Below are 246 nucleotides of genomic sequence, written 5' to 3'. Positions count from 1 at the left end.
TTGCCGCAGCCATTGGGACCGACGACGCCGGTCAGCCCGGGCTCGATGCGCAGTTCGGTGGGTTCGACAAAGGATTTGAAACCGGTCAGGCGCAGGCGTTTTATCTGCACGGAATGGCCCCGTGCAGGTCAGCGAATCGCGGATGTTGCAACGCTGCTGTCACATATCCCCCTGCCAGCCGTCATGCCGTGCGGGCGGGGGAGTCGCAAGGGGGTAGGCTTGTTTAAGCCCCTCCCCTTCAGGGGA

The sequence above is a fragment of the Sphingopyxis sp. UBA6723 genome (genome assembly GCF_002454115.1).
Taxonomy (GTDB): Bacteria; Pseudomonadota; Alphaproteobacteria; order Sphingomonadales; family Sphingomonadaceae; genus Sphingopyxis.
The sequence above is the reverse complement of the archived record's forward strand: the minus strand, read 5'-3'. Positions refer to the sequence as shown.